14 protein-coding genes are annotated in these 16,263 nt (G+C 51.3%); 6 read left to right on the forward strand and 8 right to left on the reverse strand.

All coding sequences use genetic code 11. The features are described from left to right. Positions 1-136 precede the first annotated feature (136 nt). From lpdA to yacL, 3 genes are all read left to right on the forward strand, one after another. Positions 137-1,561: a dihydrolipoyl dehydrogenase gene (lpdA, locus tag KWG64_RS14570; protein WP_165059027.1), complete on the forward strand. Its 1,425-nt coding sequence runs from the start codon at positions 137-139 to the stop codon at positions 1,559-1,561. Positions 1,562-2,494: 933 nt separating this feature from the next. After that, on the forward strand, positions 2,495-5,092 hold the full coding sequence (acnB, locus tag KWG64_RS14575; protein WP_195813742.1) for a bifunctional aconitate hydratase 2/2-methylisocitrate dehydratase: 2,598 nt from the start codon (positions 2,495-2,497) through the stop codon (positions 5,090-5,092). 77 nt (positions 5,093-5,169) lie between these two features. Continuing rightward, positions 5,170-5,535, forward strand: a complete 366-nt coding sequence (gene yacL, locus KWG64_RS14580) for a protein YacL (protein WP_104923310.1) — start codon at positions 5,170-5,172, stop codon at positions 5,533-5,535. 3 nt (positions 5,536-5,538) lie between these two features. On the opposite strand, the gene yddG is transcribed toward yacL, so the two are convergent. The 5 genes from yddG to KWG64_RS14605 all read right to left on the reverse strand — a co-directional run bounded on the left by yddG (position 5,539) and on the right by KWG64_RS14605 (position 10,064). Further along, positions 5,539-6,417 (reverse strand): aromatic amino acid DMT transporter YddG, encoded by an 879-nt coding sequence (gene yddG, locus KWG64_RS14585; protein ID WP_218522270.1) that lies wholly within the window; start codon positions 6,415-6,417, stop codon positions 5,539-5,541. Positions 6,418-6,518: 101 nt separating this feature from the next. Further along, the gene (locus KWG64_RS14590) at positions 6,519-7,388 is read right to left on the reverse strand and encodes a hypothetical protein (RefSeq protein ID WP_255562183.1); all 870 of its coding nucleotides are present in this window, start codon (positions 7,386-7,388) and stop codon (positions 6,519-6,521) included. A 437-nt stretch (positions 7,389-7,825) separates the two neighbouring features. Further along, on the reverse strand, positions 7,826-8,620 hold the full coding sequence (gene speD, locus KWG64_RS14595; protein ID WP_195813747.1) for an adenosylmethionine decarboxylase: 795 nt from the start codon (positions 8,618-8,620) through the stop codon (positions 7,826-7,828). Between the two features lie 28 nt (positions 8,621-8,648). Further along, positions 8,649-9,524, reverse strand: a complete 876-nt coding sequence (speE, locus tag KWG64_RS14600; RefSeq protein WP_195813748.1) for a polyamine aminopropyltransferase — start codon at positions 9,522-9,524, stop codon at positions 8,649-8,651. A 192-nt stretch (positions 9,525-9,716) separates the two neighbouring features. After that, positions 9,717-10,064, reverse strand: coding sequence for a YacC family pilotin-like protein (locus KWG64_RS14605; RefSeq protein ID WP_195813749.1), 348 nt, complete (start codon positions 10,062-10,064; stop codon positions 9,717-9,719). A 212-nt stretch (positions 10,065-10,276) separates the two neighbouring features. Here KWG64_RS14605 and cueO point away from each other — a divergent pair, with 212 nt between their 5' ends. Continuing rightward, a complete protein-coding gene (cueO, locus tag KWG64_RS14610) occupies positions 10,277-11,887 on the forward strand; it encodes a multicopper oxidase CueO (RefSeq protein ID WP_218522272.1) in 1,611 nt (536 codons plus the stop codon). Between the two features lie 147 nt (positions 11,888-12,034). Next, positions 12,035-12,571, forward strand: a complete 537-nt coding sequence (gene hpt, locus KWG64_RS14615) for a hypoxanthine phosphoribosyltransferase (protein ID WP_195813751.1) — start codon at positions 12,035-12,037, stop codon at positions 12,569-12,571. A 250-nt stretch (positions 12,572-12,821) separates the two neighbouring features. Here the strand turns inward: hpt and KWG64_RS14620 are convergent, their stop codons facing one another. Together KWG64_RS14620 and KWG64_RS14625 are read right to left on the reverse strand one after the other, a co-directional pair. Beyond that, a complete protein-coding gene (locus tag KWG64_RS14620) occupies positions 12,822-13,748 on the reverse strand; it encodes a tetratricopeptide repeat protein (RefSeq protein ID WP_218522273.1) in 927 nt (308 codons plus the stop codon). 306 nt (positions 13,749-14,054) lie between these two features. Next, entirely contained in the window at positions 14,055-14,276 is a 222-nt protein-coding gene (locus KWG64_RS14625; protein WP_071823644.1) for a DNA-binding transcriptional regulator, read from the reverse strand. A 152-nt stretch (positions 14,277-14,428) separates the two neighbouring features. Between KWG64_RS14625 and KWG64_RS14630 the strand changes: the two genes are divergently transcribed. Next, entirely contained in the window at positions 14,429-15,031 is a 603-nt protein-coding gene (locus KWG64_RS14630; protein WP_218522274.1) for a LysE family translocator, read from the forward strand. Between the two features lie 18 nt (positions 15,032-15,049). On the opposite strand, the gene KWG64_RS14635 is transcribed toward KWG64_RS14630, so the two are convergent. Beyond that, entirely contained in the window at positions 15,050-16,216 is a 1,167-nt protein-coding gene (locus tag KWG64_RS14635) for a phage late control D family protein (RefSeq protein ID WP_218522275.1), read from the reverse strand. Between the last annotated feature and the right edge of the window lie 47 nt (positions 16,217-16,263).

Below are 16,263 nucleotides of genomic sequence, written 5' to 3' on the forward strand. Positions count from 1 at the left end.
AAATCGTATGCCGTTTGTTGTTTCAAATATGTTAACAATTTTGTAAACTGCGGGCGGATAGAACGACCCGGTGGATGATGGGCGTTGCAGCATAAAAATGACGTCTGACCCGCCGGAAATAAATTAAGAGGTCATGATGAGTACTGAAATTAAAACTCAGGTCGTGGTACTTGGGGCGGGCCCTGCAGGCTATTCTGCTGCTTTCCGTTGCGCTGATTTAGGTCTTGAGACAGTTCTGGTTGAACGTTATTCCACCCTGGGTGGCGTGTGCCTGAACGTAGGCTGTATCCCTTCAAAAGCTCTGCTGCATGTTGCTAAAGTTATTTCTGAAGCAAAAGCTCTGGCAGAACACGGTATTGTTTTCGGTGAGCCGAAAACCGATATCGACAAAGTGCGTCTCTGGAAAGAGAAAGTCATCAACCAGCTGACCGGTGGTCTGGCAGGTATGGCGAAAGGCCGTAAAGTCAAAGTCGTTAACGGCTTGGGCAAATTTACCGGTGCAAATACTCTGGTTGTTGAAGGCGAAAATGGTCCAACGACCATCACTTTCGACAATGCAATCATTGCGGCGGGTTCCCGTCCAATCAAACTGCCATTCATTCCTCATGATGATCCACGCGTATGGGATTCCACCGACGCACTGGAACTGAAAACCGTCCCTGAGCGTCTGCTCGTGATGGGCGGCGGCATCATCGGTCTGGAAATGGGCACCGTTTACCACGCTCTGGGTTCTCAGATTGACGTGGTTGAAATGTTTGATCAGGTCATTCCTGCGGCTGATAAAGACGTGGTGAAAGTCTTCACCAAGAAAATCAGCAAGCAATTCAACCTGATGCTGGAAACCAAAGTGACTGCCGTAGAAGCCAAAGAAGATGGCATTTACGTCACCATGGAAGGCAAAAAAGCGCCAGCCGAACCGCAGCGTTATGACGCTGTGCTGGTGGCAATCGGTCGCGTACCTAACGGTAAGCTGCTGGAAGCCGGCGCTGCGGGCATCGAAGTTGACGACCGTGGCTTCATCCACGTCGACAAACAAATGCGTACCAACGTGCCACACATCTTTGCTATCGGCGACATCGTCGGTCAGCCAATGCTGGCGCACAAAGGTGTTCACGAAGGTCACGTGGCAGCCGAAGTTATCTCCGGCAAAAAACACTACTTCGATCCGAAAGTCATTCCGTCAATTGCCTACACTGAGCCAGAAGTTGCCTGGGTTGGCCTGACTGAGAAAGAAGCGAAAGAAAAAGGCATCAGCTACGAAACCGCCACCTTCCCGTGGGCAGCTTCAGGCCGTGCTATCGCTTCCGATTGTGCAGACGGTATGACCAAACTGATCTTCGACAAAGAATCTCACCGTGTTATCGGGGGTGCGATTGTCGGTACCAACGGCGGCGAGCTGCTGGGCGAGATTGGTCTGGCAATCGAAATGGGTTGTGATGCAGAAGATATCGCGCTGACCATCCATGCTCACCCGACTCTGCACGAGTCCGTGGGTCTGGCAGCAGAAATCTACGAAGGCAGCATCACTGACCTGCCAAACCCGAAAGCGAAAAAGAAATAATTCAGCTTTAACGGTTTGAGAACGGCGCCGAAAGGTGCCGTTTTTTTATGTCTGAAAATCAGGTTTCAAAAAGGTCGCCCGTTCAGGCGACCTTTAGCGTTACTTGTTCTGAGAAAGTACGTTGATCTGAACATTGACGTGTGAAACTGACCACCCGCTATTGCCCATCTCCAACGCATTACTCAGTACAACGAGCAGGATACAAACTGACGTCCTTTTCATTGCGTGATTCCTTAACGGACCACGATCACCGGCATCTCATCGGGAAAATAACGGTGAAACAAGCGCTCTGTAGCGCCTGAACCGCGGTATTGATGAACCTGCTCCCAACTGCCCGGTGACCGGCTGCTAAACCGGCGAAGCAGCCCGGAAAAGATGCTAATGCAAATTCAGCCAATTTGAAGATTTTCAGTTTTATATTGGAAAGCGTCTCGCAAAGACAATCTTTAGGATTGTTTTTCACGCGTTTTTTGGTCACTATGCAATCGCTCTGTAGCGCTTAATAGTCCCGATTCCCCCGGTGCCTGCTAACACTTTGGGAATACAAATCGACCGTCCTTTGAGGCGGTTTTTTTGTGCCTTTTTTCTCCCTTTTCTGCCATTTATTCCCTTGTGCCAATAAGGTTGTTGTGATGATCTAGAAGGCGAATTGGGATGAACAGCCGATCCGTCTGTGCTCAACGATTCAGCAAAGATTTAATGTTGCTTTTATGTGAACGAATTAACAAGCGGGCAAAATCCTGCTATGCTGCTTCGGCGCTAAAGGGCACTGTGCTCAGGTTCAGGACGTAAAGTTTCCGATCAAGAAACCCTCTTACCCGCAGTGTCCCCGATTCATCAGACAGCTTGAATTTCCCTGTCCCTACAGGCATGACGTGATGCTGATGATGGAAGCCAGGCATAATAAATGACAATGAGAGCGAGGAGAAAGTCGTGCTAGAAGAATACCGTAAGCACGTAGCCGAGCGTGCTGCAGAGGGCATCGTCCCTAAGCCACTTGATGCTTCACAGATGGCAGCGTTGGTTGAGTCACTGAAAAATCCGCCAAAAGGCGAAGAAGAAACTCTGTTAGACCTGCTGATTAATCGTGTTCCGCCGGGCGTTGACGAAGCCGCCTATGTAAAAGCCGGGTTCCTGGCTGCCGTCGCCAAAGGCGAAACTACCTCCCCGTTGGTCACTCCTGAAAAAGCCATTGAACTGTTAGGCACCATGCAAGGTGGCTACAACATTCATCCGCTGATCGACGCACTTGAAAACGAAACGCTGGCGCCGATTGCCGCCAAAGCGTTGTCCCATACGCTGCTGATGTTCGATAACTTCTACGATGTGGAAGAAAAAGCGCAGGCAGGCAACGAACACGCTAAGAAGATTTTGCAGTCCTGGGCAGATGCTGAATGGTATCTGTCACGCCCGCAGCTGGCTGAAAAAATCACCGTCACCGTCTTCAAGGTGACCGGCGAAACCAACACCGATGATTTGTCACCGGCTCCGGATGCCTGGTCCCGTCCAGATATTCCGTTGCACGCGCTGGCCATGCTGAAAAACGAACGCGAAGGTATCCATCCGGATCAACCTGGCAGCGTCGGCCCGATTAAACAGATCGAAGAACTGAACAAAAAAGGCTTCCCGCTGGCCTATGTCGGTGACGTGGTCGGTACCGGTTCTTCCCGTAAATCTGCGACAAACTCCGTGCTGTGGTTCATGGGCGACGATATCCCTCATGTGCCGAACAAACGCGGCGGCGGCGTCGTGCTGGGTGGCAAAATTGCGCCAATCTTCTTCAACACTATGGAAGATGCCGGTGCGTTGCCGATTGAAGTGGACGTTTCTAACCTGAATATGGGCGATGTGATCGACATCTATCCGTACAAAGGTGAAGTCCGTAAACACGAAACCGGTGAAGTGATTGCCACTTTCGAACTGAAAACTGACGTTCTGCTGGACGAAGTTCGCGCCGGTGGCCGTATTCCGCTGATCATCGGCCGTGGTTTAACCACCAAAGCCCGTGAATCGCTGAAACTGCCTCAGAGCGAAGTATTCCGCATCGCGAAGCCGGTTGCTAAAAGCAACAGAGGCTTCTCGCTGGCGCAGAAAATGGTGGGCCGCGCCTGTGGCGTTGCCGGTATTCGTCCGAACGAATATTGCGAACCAAAAATGACGTCTGTGGGTTCTCAGGACACCACCGGCCCGATGACCCGCGACGAGCTGAAAGACCTGGCGTGCCTGGGCTTCTCCGCTGATTTAGTGATGCAGTCATTCTGTCATACCGCCGCATATCCTAAGCCGGTTGACGTGACCACGCACCACACGCTGCCGGACTTCATTATGAACCGCGGCGGTGTTTCCCTGCGTCCGGGCGACGGTATCATCCACTCGTGGCTGAACCGTATGCTGTTGCCGGATACTGTCGGTACCGGCGGTGACTCCCATACCCGTTTCCCGATCGGGATTTCGTTCCCTGCGGGTTCCGGTCTGGTGGCGTTTGCCGCAGCGACCGGCGTGATGCCGCTGGATATGCCAGAATCCGTTCTGGTGCGTTTCAAAGGTGAAATGCAGCCGGGTATCACCCTGCGTGATCTGGTTCATGCCATTCCTTACTACGCCATCCAGGAAGGTCATCTGACCGTTGAGAAGAAGGGTAAGAAAAACCTCTTCTCTGGCCGTATTCTGGAAATCGAAGGCTTGCCGGAACTGAAAGTTGAACAGGCATTTGAACTGGCGGATGCGTCCGCAGAACGTTCGGCGGCCGGTTGTACGATCAAACTGGATCAGGCGCCAATCAAAGAATACCTGAGCTCTAACATCGTGCTGCTGAAGTGGATGATCTCTGAAGGTTACGGCGATCGTCGTACCATCGAGCGCCGCATTAAAGGCATGGAAGAGTGGCTGGCGAATCCGAGCCTGCTCGAAGCCGATGCTGATGCAGAATATGCTGCGGTGATCGAAATCGATCTGGCTGAAATCAAAGAGCCGATCCTTTGTGCACCGAACGATCCGGACGATGCGCGTCTGCTGTCTTCTGTTCAGAACAGCAAAATCGACGAAGTGTTCATCGGTTCGTGCATGACCAACATCGGTCATTTCCGCGCTGCCGGTAAACTGCTCGACAGCCATAAAGGCGCGTTGCCAACCCGTCTGTGGGTTGCGCCACCGACCAAAATGGATGCCGCGCAGCTGACCGAAGAGGGCTATTACAGCGTCTTTGGTAAGAGCGGTGCGCGTGTTGAAATCCCTGGCTGTTCACTGTGCATGGGTAACCAGGCGCGTGTGGCCGACGGTTCTACCGTGGTTTCTACTTCAACGCGTAACTTCCCGAACCGTCTGGGCAACGGCGCCAATGTTTATCTGGCCTCCGCTGAACTGGCGGCCATCGCGTCTCTGCTCGGTCGCCTGCCGACACCAGAAGAATATCTCGGCTACATGGCTGAAGTGGATAAGACCGCGGTGGATACTTACCGTTATCTGAACTTCGACAAGCTGAGTGAATATACGGATAAAGCTGACGGTGTGATCTTCCAAACCGCAGTCTAAATCGTTATATTTGCGCGATTGACGGAAAGGAGGCTTCGGCCTCCTTTTTTATTTTCATTTTTCCAGAGGGCTGAACCATGGATTACGATTTTCTGCGCGATATCACCGGTGAGGTCAAAGTCCGCTTCTCGATGGGGCATGAAGTGCTTGGTCACTGGCTGAATGAAGAAGTGAAGGGCGATCTGAGCGTACTCGATGCTGTCGAAGCCGAGCTGGCTGCGCTCAAAGGCAGCGAGCGCCAGACCCAGCGGGTCGGCCATGAATATACGCTGCTGCTGGCCGATGACGAAGTGATGATCCGCGCAAATCAGCTGGATTTCGACGGCGATGAAATTGAAGAAGGCATGAGTTATTACGACGAAGAAAGCCTGGCGTTTTGCGGTGTCGAGGACTTTCTGCAAGTCCTCGCCAAATACCGTAGTTTTGTGACCACTTACCGCTAAGTTTCACTTCACGCGCGAGGCGGTCCAGCACAGTAACGAACCGCCGACGACCATCAGCACACCCGGCCAGAAACTCGCGCCCGGCAGCGTGTGCAGCCACAATCCGGCAATCAGAATCGACGACAGCGGCGTGAAATACGACAGCGCCGCGACCAGTGTCGCATTGCCTTTTTTCATCGCCAGATCCCAGCACTGATAAGATATTGCCGTCACCGCACCCATCGCCAGCAGCTCAAGAATGGCCGGTAGCGTCAGGCTGATCCGGTTCGAAGAGTACGTGAAGTACAGCGCCCACAGCACCGCACCGGTCGCCAGCAGAAACAGCGGCAGAACGCCTTTGCCCTTGCACATCACGCGCACCAGATTGGAATACAGCGCCCACGATACCGCCGCGCCCAGCGCCAGACTGTAGGCCACCGGGTTACCGCGCACGTTACGCATCAGCTGATGGATATCCAGCCCGTGGCCGCCGCTGATCGCCCACAACACACCGGTAAAAGCCAGCACAACGCCCGGCCAGATCCACCAGCGCACCCGCAGTTTTAATAACGGAACGGCAAAAAGCAGCGTCAGGCTCGGCCAGAGATAATTAATCAGCCCGAGTTCCAGCGTCTGCTGGCGGGTATGGGCCAGGCCAATCGCCAGTGAAAACGCCACCATATAAAAGACAAACAGCAGGCCGCAGACAATCAGATATGACGCAGATTCTCCGCGCAGCGACGGTCTTCCGCCCGCCATCCAGACCATAATCCCGCTGACGGTATAAATTGATGCGGCGGCGCCAAAAGGCCCCAGCGATTCAGACAGACTGCGGGTGAGCGCCACACTCATGCTCCACAGCAAAATGGCAAGAACGCCAAACAGCGTTGCGAAACGATCCATCGGAAAGGTAAGCCTCAGAAGAAGAAGGCTTTAAAGATAAGCGATTGTTGCGTTGGTGGAAACCGCAACAATCGACTTAACAGGCTCTTTAGGAGAATGCATTAAAAGTAGAAACCGACTTCGAGGCCGAGTGTGGACGTGGTGGTCGCAGGCTGGTAATAACCCACGGTGCTTCCGTTCAGGTCGCCCTGTTTCTCGTCCGATTTGCCGTATTTCTGATGCACGTAGCTGGCTTTAACAAAGACGTCGTCGTTGATATTCCAGGTCAGGCTGGTAAACGGCGAAAGCTTTGATTTCGGTTCCAGCCAGACTGCGCCCTGATTGCTGTGCGTCCAGGTTTTAATCGGATACAGCGCACCGCCTTCCAGGCTCAGTCGTGAGTCGGCGGTCACCTGCCAGTTAGCGCCTAAAGAAGCTTTGGCATAAGGCTGCAAAGACACTTCAACCGCGGTATAGCGTCGCGTACGATCTTCGCTGGCGATGTAGACATTGTCAGAGCGGATGTTACGCAACCATACCTGGCCGCCAAGCGCACCTTTCATATCGAAAGACACGTTCTCTGACGCCCGGTAACGGTAACCGCGCGTCAGATCCGCACTGTAGCCTGTGTAATAGGTTTTCCCCTTGAGCGATCCGTTCGGCACATTGGCCTGATCGTCCAGAGTACTGCCTCTGTAATTAACGATCCCGAACATAACACTCATGTCCCAGGCTTTTAATAAACCTTCTCTGGCATCGAGATAATTATTGGATCCGAAATTAACGCGCAGGCGCGGGCCATGTTCAGCAACATATTTACCGTCCATATTATCGACGGATTCGTCCCACTTATAATATTCAGCACCATAACTGACATAGTGCCGCATCCCTTCAGTATTATTGCTTAACAAACTTTCCCCGGCCCGGGAAACCCCGGAAACCAATAAAGAACTCGTGACCAGCAGGCTGGATACGGTCTTTAATTTACTCATTGTCATTTTTTATTTCTGCTTTCTGGTGGATGGAGCTGGTTGCTTAGTAAGCAATAGGGGGATGCTAATAAACGGAGGGGGATAGATAAAGGAATTTATCGATTTTTAAGAAAATAGCGATCTTTTGATCTGCGGTAAGTCAAATTAATGGAGATATATAAGTTTGATTTGATTTATAGTCTGTATATTAGTTTTATAATTTAGCTTAATTCGCAGATCGTTGATCGAATAATTTTGTTTAAGTAAGGATTTTATTGTGGTTTAACTATTAATTTGCCTTAAGAAGTATAGCCGGTTTTTAATCCGGTAAATATATTTTACTTAAGTAATGCTTATTGAGTTTTAATTCCATTATATAACCAGGGTTAATATGACATATGATAAAACAAAAAAGGCCGGACATCCCGCGATGCCCGGCCTTTTCTTTTATGCGCCGGTCAGACGGCAGGGAGATTCCGGCCGTAGTAAATTTCCTGCATTTCTTTGTACAGCAAATCGGTGATTTCCTTGCGTTCCTGCTCGCTCAGTTCTTCCGGATTTGCATTAAACAGGTAATGCTTGAGATCGAATTCTTTCAGCAACATCTTGGTATGGAAGATATTTTCCTGATACACGTTGACGTCCATCATCTTGTACAACCCTTTCATGTCCTGCGACATAAAGTTCTGAATTGAGTTGATCGAGTGGTCGATGTAGTGCTTCACGCCGTTCACGTCACGGGTAAAACCGCGGACGCGATAATCGATGGTGACGATGTCAGATTCCAGCTGGTGGATGAGGTAGTTCAGCGCTTTCAGCGGTGAAATCACGCCACAGGTGGAGACTTCGATGTCGGCGCGGAACGTACACAGGCCGCCTTCAGGATGGCTTTCCGGATAGGTATGCACGCAGATGTGGCTTTTATCGAGGTGCGCGACCACGGAATTCGGCAGCGGGCCCGGATGTTCGGTGGTATCGACATCACTGGGGTCAATCGGTTCTTCACTCACCAGAATCGTGACGCTGGCGCCCTGTGGTTCGTAATCCTGCCGCGCAACGTTAAGAATGTTTGCACCAATAATCGAACAGGTTTCGGTGAGGATCTCGGTTAAGCGGTTGGCGTTATATTCTTTGTCAATGTAGGCAATATAGCCGTCACGATCGGCTGCGCTTTTGGCGTAGCAGATATCGTAGATACAAAAACTCAGGCTTTTGGTCAGGTTATTGAAGCCATGCAGTTTTAGTTTTTGCAATTTAGTTCACCCCCTTACGGATGCAGTATCAGCGCGCAGCTGACAGGGCATTCAGTAAATACTGCGGCAAGGCAAAGCTGCCGTGATGAATCGCCGGATTGTAATAACGACAGGTAATGCCAGCGGCGTCGAAGCGCGCCTGCAATGTCTGGCTGTCGATCTGGCGGTAAGCCGGGTTATTGGTCGCCCAGGCGAAGGTCATGATGCCGCCGTAATAGGTCGGGATCGCGGCCTGATAGAAACTGACATCACTGAAATAGTGGCTCAGTTTGGTGTGGCTGTTGACCGCTTCATCCTGCTGAAGGAAGCAGACGCCGTTTTGCGCCACGAAAATGCCGCCCGGATTCAGGCAACGCGCGCAACCTTCGTAGAAGGCCGAGGTGAACAGGCTTTCTCCCGGACCGATCGGATCGGTGCAGTCTGAGATGATCACATCAAACGTTTCAGCGGTCTGATTCACGAAATTCACGCCGTCTTCAATCACCAGATTAAAACGGGCATCGTCGTAAGCACCGGCATTATGGTTGGGCAGATACTGGCGGCAAAACTCCACCACGCCGGCATCAATTTCCACCATCGTGACCGATTCCACGCCTTTATGACGGCAGACCTCACGCAGCATTCCGCCGTCGCCACCGCCGATGATCAGCACTTTTTTGGCATCGCCGTGCGCCAGTAACGGAACGTGTGTCAGCATCTCGTGATAGATAAATTCATCACGTTCGGTGGTTTGCACCACGCCGTCGAGCGCCATCACGCGGCCCAGCGCCGCATTTTCAAAAATCACCAGATCCTGGTGTTCAGTTTTCTCACGGTACAACTCTTTTTCGACGCTGAAGTACTGGCCAAAATGGGCGTGCAGCGTCTCATACCATATTTCTTTGGGTGACGAGTTCCGGGACATGTCTTTGTTTCTCCTGAGCATTCGCAGCCATAAAAATGGGCGCACATGATAGCTAACTCTGCCTGCGCATGCACGGTTGAATTTCAAACAGATAAATTTAGCTTAATTGTAGCTGAGTGAGGTGTGACGCGGATCCGGAGAGGGGAAATGAAACGCTCCGGCATCAGACTGACGGAGCACTGCGGGGGAAATTTAGTTGGTATAAGCCAGCAGACTCAGTGAATCACGTGCCAGAGATTTGCATTTGGTCGGTTTCGGTACTGCGATGCCGCTCAGGTCGCGATAGCTGTCTTCGCCCATTGCCTGCATATTGAAGCTGTTGTAATTGCTCAGATCCCAGCGATTTTGCTGTGCGAAAAAGACAATCGCCCGTTTGATTTGGGTATTAGGCAGCTGTTCGTAGCCGCAGTTATTTTTCAAATAGACGAAGACTGCGGTCAGATCCGCCAGATCTTCCGCTTCTGACTCACTCAACGCCTGACTGGCGGAGGAGAAGCCGAGCAGCGACAGTAACAGCAAACACAATGTTGTTCTTTTCATGGAAGTGTTCTTGTTCTTTTAGATTGAAAGATTAGAAAAACCTGGCTCAAAGCGAATCGAAATGACGTTACCATATTTGCGATGAGTGGCACCAAATTTCTTTTCTGCGTGCCCGCCACTTGACCTTCCCCTTAGTGGAGGGTTTAGGCTGTCGTACTATTATGGCAGTTTTATGCCGTTCGTCTGGCAATTTTCCATCATAAGGACTGAACATGAACCGTCGCGATTTCGTGAAGTGGACAACGCTCCTGGGCGCCGCCAGTACGTTACCTGGCTGGAGCCGGTTTGCGCTGGCCGCTGACCGCCCGGCGTTGCCCATTCCCGCACTGCTTGAACCGGATGCCCGCAGCGCGATTTCGCTTTCCCTGCAACGTGGTCAGAGCCAGTTTTTGCCCGGGGTGAATACACAAACTTGGGGCGTGAACGGCAATCTGCTGGGGCCTGCGCTGCGCGTGCGGCGGGGCAAACCGCTCAATGTCACGGTCAAAAACAATCTGAACGTTGCGAGCACCGTTCACTGGCACGGGCTGGAAATTCCCGGTGACATTGACGGCGGCCCGCAAGGGCTGATCGCGCCGGGCCAGAGCCGCAGCGTGAGTTTGCAGCTCGATCAGCCCGCCGCGACCTGCTGGTTTCACCCGCATCCGCATCAGACCAGCGGCTATCAGGTGGCAATGGGCCTGGCCGGATTAGTCCTGATTGAAGATGAAGGCAGCGATGCATTACAGATCCCAAAACGTTGGGGCGTGGATGATATTCCGGTCATTTTGCAGGATAAACGCCTCAACGCCGCCGGACAGATTGATTACCAGATGGACGTGATGACCGCCGCCATCGGTTGGTTCGGCGAGCACATGCTGACTAACGGCGCGATTTATCCGCAGCACGGTATTTCGCGCGGCTGGGTGCGTTTTCGTCTGCTCAACGGCTGCAATGCGCGCTCGCTGCACATCGCCACCAGCGACCAGCGGCCGATGTACGTGATTGCCAGCGACGGCGGTTTTCTTTCCGAGCCGGTAAAAGTCAGTGATTTACCGTTGCTGATGGGTGAACGTTTTGAAGTGCTGATTGATTGCAGCGACGGTAAAGCGTTTGATCTGGTCACATTGCCGGTGAAACAAATGGGCATGACGCTGGCACCGTTCGATAAACCGTTGCCGGTGCTGCGTATCCAGCCGACGCTCACGCAAAGTGGCGGCACGCTGCCGGATTCCCTGATCAAATTGCCCGCGCTGGTTTCTGTCGATAATTTGCCTGCGCGCTGGTTGCAACTGATGATGGATCCGCAGCTGGATCAGCAGGGCATGGCCGCGCTGATGAAACGCTACGGGCACAACGCGATGGCCGGAATGAGCATGGATCACGGCGGCGGTGACATGGATATGGCGGCGATGCCGGGGATGTCCGGTTCAGGTCATGACGGCCACGGCAGTATGGCCGGAATGGATATGGGCAAAGCGGCCGGAAGTTACGATTTTATGCAGGGCAATAAAATCAACGGCAAAGCCTACGACATGAACGTTCCTGCGTTCGATGTGAAACAAGGGCAATACGAGAAATGGACGATTTCCGGCGAAGGCGACATGATGCTGCATCCGTTCCATATCCACGGCACACAGTTCCGTATTCTTTCTGAAAACGGCCAGCCGGTCGCGCCGCACCGTCAGGGCTGGAAAGATATTGTCCGCGTCGAAGGTGCCCGCAGCGAAGTGCTCGTCCGCTTCAGCCATCTGGCTGACAAACAGCACGCGTACATGGCGCACTGTCATCTGCTGGAACACGAAGACACCGGCATGATGCTCGGCTTTACGGTTTCGGCGTAAGCCGCCTTTTATCGCGTGTTGCTTATGGCTGAACTGCACCGGCGTTACTCATCGGCGGGTTCTTTGATATAATCCCTTCCACTATATGGTCGCCGTTTCTTCTAAAAACGGCGATAAATATTCTTAAATCAGGTGGTTAGTCTTTATATGAAACATCGCGTTGATGTCATGATTTCCGAACAGGAAATCAAAAACCGAATTGAAGAGCTGGGCCGTAAAATTACCGGGCACTACCGTGACAGCGGCAGCGAAATGGTACTGGTCGGGCTGCTGCGCGGTTCCTTTATGTTCATGGCCGATTTATGCCGCGCCATTGATGTGCCGCATGAAGTCGATTTCATGACCGCCTCAAGTTACGGCAACGGTATGTCCACCACCCGTGACGTCAAAATCCTGAAAGATCTCGACGAAGACATCCGCGGCAAAGACGTTTTGATCGTCGAAGACATCATTGACTCCGGCAACACGCTGAGCAAAGTGCGTGAAATCCTGCAACTGCGCGGCCCGAAATCACTGGCAATTTGTACCCTGCTCGATAAACCAGAACGCCGTGAAGTTGAAGTTAAAGTGGAATACGTCGGTTTTGCGATCCCGGACGAATTCGTCGTCGGTTTCGGCATCGACTACGCCCAGCGTTATCGCCATCTGCCGTATGTCGGCAAAGTGGTTATGCTGGACGAATAGAAACAGGCTTTCCGCTTTCGCCATTTTCTGAAGTCAGTGGGTACAGAAAAAAGCACTAAAAAAGGCACATTTTTGTGCCTTTGAAAACGATGTTAACTATATGAATTAAATGGATTTTTTCATTTCAGTGTCCACGCATTGACCACATCGACAAAAAAAGCCCCGTTAATTCGGGGCTTTTTCTTTAGTGCATCTGGAGGGATGAGCGGCTGCATTTGGCCTACAAGTGGCAATAAAGTGTCGGTACGTTTTACTTCTTTGTGCTTTTGAAGTAATCATCTGCCAATGCTTGTGCGCTAGAAAGATCCTCTGGCTTCAAAAATCTACCAAGCACATCCCTTTGAACACTCGCATCCGCAATAGGATAGGCACTAGCCGCTGCCACAGAAAACCAAGCATAAGCCTGCTTATAATCGGACGCCGTTCCATGTCCCATCTTGTACATCAGAGCTAACCTATATTGAGCATTGTTAGTACCTTGTTCAGCGGATTTTTTATATAAATCAAACGCTTTTTTGTAGTTTTGCGGAACGCCATTCCCATTTTCGTACATAGTTGCTAAACCATTTTGACCACAAGGATTGCCTTGTTCAGCAGACTTCTGGTACCAATTAACTGCTTGTTGATAGTCAGGGAGCATACCTTCTCCATCTTTATACATGACTCCCAACGAGCATTGCCCATCAGCACTACCTTGTTCAGCAGCCTTTTGGAACCAATTAAAAGCTTGTTGATAGTCCTTTTGGAAAACAGTCGTACCAAAACCAAGTTCGTAGTTAAGCCCTAAGGTTAATTGTGCTGGAATATATCCCTGATCCGCCGCTTTTCGTTCTAATTCCAATGCAATCATGTCATTTTGAGGAACACCGTTTCCTGAAGAGTACATTTGACCAAGCGCATATTGACCAGGGGCATATCCTTGCTCAGATGCTTTAAGATACCAATTCGCCGCTTGTTGATAATCTTTACGCACACCCTTTCCGTTTTCGTATGCATCTCCTAAATTAAACTGCGCGCTGGCATCACCTTGTTCGGCTGCTTTTAAATATTTGGAAATTCCTGATTCATTATTGTTGTCTGTCTTTATACCAGCACGAACCTCAGTAGGCATTATCCAAATCATACTTGCTATCCCAGCGAGAAAAATCGCAGCAATACCTTTTCTTGAGTAGTACATTATTACCCTCTTCTAATATTATCTTTATGAGTGCTCTTATCATGACAACTTAAATTCAAACCATGTCCCATACCCGAAGCCAGTAAACATGTTCCTCAATAAAAATGACACCAGCCCTTCCGCTTAGCGTACCGATAAGTCTCCAGCTATTAAAGATCGCCTTTGCTGAGCCCCTCTATCAGTAATAGTTTATTATTCTTATAAATCAATTGATTGAGTTGATTTTTTGCCACTTTTTCTTAAAAAGATTTATACAGAAATCAGAACAAAAAACCCGCTTTCGCGGGCTTTAGTTTTTAATGATTTTCAGTGCATCTGGAATGATTGTTGCTGATGCTTGTCAGGATGCAACTGCACAGCGTGAACTGTTCCTGGCTCAACAATGATGTCAGCAATCGACTCATGAGTTTTAAACGTGCAACTGCAATTGATGTTCTGACACTGGTGATAACGCTCTTTGGTATTGATGCTCAGATAACGACTGGAACGTGCGTGTGCGGCGTGCTGGCATTTGGGGCAGTGCATCATAATAATCACCATGTAATCATTTTTAATCAGATGCAGTCATTGTATGTTATTTCGAAAATCATACACGCTGTATTACATTGATTTACAGAGCCTTCTCTCCCACGCTGTCGATGCGCTAGTAACAACCATTCATGTGCATTATTATCTGAAATATGGACATAAATTTATCAGGTTTCATCCCTGCATTACTTCCCATCGCACTTTCCCCAGGAGCCAGCTTTACGCTCGCGATGAACAGTGCGCTGTCAGGCGGGCAAAGAGGGCTACTAAAAACACTCACCGGCACGGCGCTTGGCATTTATACACATGCAATCCTTATCGGGCTTGGGATCACTTCTTTGCTTGTGGCATCGCCTGCACTTTTTCATATATTGAAAATTGCCGGGACAGCCTATCTGCTTTGGTTGGGGATACAGCTCATCCGAAGTGGCCTGAAAGCGCGTGAAATGGTATTCGATTCTGGTGGGGCTCCTGTCACCATGAAAGATGCATGGCTGGCTAATGTTTTGAATCCAAAAGCCATCATGTTTTACCTCACAGTTGTTTCACAATTTGCTGGCAGCAAAGGTGAGATCGGGCATTACATGATCCTTGCCACGGTGCATATTGCTATTATGACTCTTTGGCTAATCGCGATTAGCAAAGTTCTCATTTTCTCTGCCAATAAGATGAACACCATGACTTTGAAGAAATATGTGAATGTCGCGGGTGGTGGCTTACTTATACTTTTCGCATTTATGAGCATACTGCATTAGAAAGCAGGGGCTCCCTTCTCACTGGCTTACTTCGCCACTTTCCGTCGCCTCATAACTCACATCCGACAGCAACACTTCCAGATTCAGCGTCGTCACAAATCCGCTGCCGCCCAGGCTGTGTGTGACCTTACTGATTATCCAGTGCTGCGCGTCGATCACGGATTTAAATCCCGACACGGCCACCGGCGTCTCAGGAAATAAATCAGCCCGCCCGCGCGCCAGGGAAATCGAAAACTCGGCGACCCCGCGCTGGAGTTTGTCCCATTTTGCCTGAGCTGCCCGCATGGCTGCCTTTTGCGTAGCGTAGATGGTAGTGAGGTTAAATACGTTTTCATCGCTGCCCGCCAGATAATCCCCTTGCTTAGCCTCCGGCGTTTTCTGTGCCTTTGTACTGACCTTCTTCGCCTTCGGGTGTTGCAGGGCGCGCAGGTACTGCACTTTCGGTTTCCGCTGAACCTTAACCTTTTTCGGCTTCGGGTCTTTGGTATGCAGCCAGCTTGCCGACACGCCGGTATACGCGCCACGGTCAGCAATATTAAACGTGTGCCCGTCGCCGTCGCTGCGGACAATCGTCATCTGTGGGATCGGCTTCCCGCTTGCCGTCCTGGCCGCCCCTGGTTTGATAAACAGCAAATTACCGGCCTTGATGGCAACAACCGCGCCGTTCAGCTCCGCCAGGCGGGTGATAAATTTCGCGTCGGTTTCCTGGGTCTGATCGATATGCGACACCGGCACATTCCTGAACGGCTCCGCAACGGCGGACTTGAGGTTATTGCGCGCCGCCACTGCCGACACCACCGCTTCCAGCGTCGTGTCGTGATAGGAGTTGTCGCGGCGGGAATTCAGGCTGCCGCGATAGTCCGCACTGCGGGCGCGGATAGTCAGCGTGTCCGGCGTTCCGCGATGCTCCACCTCGTCCACCGTGAAATCGCCTTTGTTCGTCAGCGCCTGACCTTTCCAGCCGAGCGCGATATTAATCACCGCGCCGCGTGGCGGCATGTCCAGCAGGCCGTCGGTGTCGCTCAGTTCGATGTCGAGCTGGTCAGCCTCAAAGCCACGGTTATCCGTGAGCGTCAGCGAAATCAGCCGGTTGCTGACGTCCCGGGTGATGTCTTTACCGCCGACGGTCACCGTGAAGTCCGGCGCAAACTGCGCACCGGCGCCGATGGTCATATCTGTAATCACAGCAGACCTCCCAGCTGACCGGTTAAGCCACTGGCCTGATCCAGCAG

The organism is Rahnella sp. PD12R, assembly GCF_019200965.1.
GTDB classification, from domain to species: domain Bacteria; phylum Pseudomonadota; class Gammaproteobacteria; order Enterobacterales; family Enterobacteriaceae; genus Rahnella; species Rahnella laticis.

What these genes read in the sequence shown, in the direction of transcription:
- KWG64_RS14590 (WP_255562183.1), bottom strand. Translation starts at nt 7,388, where the DNA reads ATGAGTAAATTAAAGACCGTATCCAGCCTGCTGGTCACGAGTTCTTTA.
- KWG64_RS14605 (WP_195813749.1), bottom strand. Translation starts at nt 10,064, where the DNA reads ATGAAAAGAACAACATTGTGTTTGCTGTTACTGTCGCTGCTCGGCTTC.
- KWG64_RS14630 (WP_218522274.1), top strand. Translation starts at nt 14,429, where the DNA reads ATGGACATAAATTTATCAGGTTTCATCCCTGCATTACTTCCCATCGCA.
- hpt (WP_195813751.1), top strand. Translation starts at nt 12,035, where the DNA reads ATGAAACATCGCGTTGATGTCATGATTTCCGAACAGGAAATCAAAAAC.
- KWG64_RS14620 (WP_218522273.1), bottom strand. Translation starts at nt 13,748, where the DNA reads ATGTACTACTCAAGAAAAGGTATTGCTGCGATTTTTCTCGCTGGGATA.
- lpdA (WP_165059027.1), top strand. Translation starts at nt 137, where the DNA reads ATGAGTACTGAAATTAAAACTCAGGTCGTGGTACTTGGGGCGGGCCCT.
- yddG (WP_218522270.1), bottom strand. Translation starts at nt 6,417, where the DNA reads ATGGATCGTTTCGCAACGCTGTTTGGCGTTCTTGCCATTTTGCTGTGG.
- KWG64_RS14625 (WP_071823644.1), bottom strand. Translation starts at nt 14,276, where the DNA reads ATGATGCACTGCCCCAAATGCCAGCACGCCGCACACGCACGTTCCAGT.
- speE (WP_195813748.1), bottom strand. Translation starts at nt 9,524, where the DNA reads ATGTCCCGGAACTCGTCACCCAAAGAAATATGGTATGAGACGCTGCAC.
- yacL (WP_104923310.1), top strand. Translation starts at nt 5,170, where the DNA reads ATGGATTACGATTTTCTGCGCGATATCACCGGTGAGGTCAAAGTCCGC.
- cueO (WP_218522272.1), top strand. Translation starts at nt 10,277, where the DNA reads ATGAACCGTCGCGATTTCGTGAAGTGGACAACGCTCCTGGGCGCCGCC.